Origin of the sequence: Tenacibaculum sp. MEBiC06402 (genome assembly GCF_049239625.1) — a bacterium.
Taxonomy (GTDB): Bacteria; Bacteroidota; Bacteroidia; order Flavobacteriales; family Flavobacteriaceae; genus Polaribacter.
Genome location: NZ_JBMKKT010000036.1, coordinates 1 through 726, shown reverse-complemented (window position 1 = coordinate 726; position 726 = coordinate 1). Strand labels below are relative to the sequence as shown.

General features: G+C 31.3%; 1 protein-coding gene. It reads left to right on the top strand.

The features are described from left to right. The first annotated feature begins 133 nt into the window (after window positions 1-133). A complete protein-coding gene (locus ACOSP6_RS00325) occupies window positions 134-646 on the top strand; it encodes a hypothetical protein (protein WP_422095671.1) in 513 nt (170 codons plus the stop codon). Window positions 647-726: the final 80 nt, after the last annotated feature.

The window sequence follows — 726 nt, the reverse complement described above, 5'->3', positions numbered from 1 at the left end:
CGAAGCTTCGGGACCTCACCGGAAATTCAATCTTATTAATTATCTTTCCGCAACAACGGAAAAGAACTAGCGTCCTTTTCCCGCAAAAAATCATACACAAATACGTTGTGCGTCATTCGAAAAATCTCAAAAATTGAATAGAATAAAAACTGAAAAAGATAAATTTAACTTTACTCCTGCTTATGGAGAGAACAAGTTTTTAAATATTAAAATCGACGGAGTGTGGATTGATGAAAAGTTTAACAAACTTTACCCTAATAATTTTATTGAAGGAACTATTCCAACTTTATCCTATAAACTTCAAACTGAAATAGAGGAGAAAATCGTTTGGAAAAGATTTCTACCAGCAGAAAATACAGTTACTATTTGCCCAATTCTGATGTGCCCAGATGACTGTGATTTTGAATGCTCTCTAATTGTAGCGGAAATTGAAAATTCTAAAACTCAAATTCGCTGGAATAGAATTGGATTGGATAAGTCTGAAACTTATAAGATTAAAGAAAATGTCGGATCTGATGTTGAGTGGTTCAAAGGAAAGTATTCATTTGAATTTGAAAGAGATGAATATTTAAAAGTAATTTCGAACTTTAAAAGACAATATGAGATCGATAAAATTGAATATGAGGAATATTGCAAAAAAAAATGATTAAAACGAACGCACAACAAGGTGTATAATTAATTGCGGCTGAATTTCCTCAGCGGAAATTCAATCTTATTAATTATCTT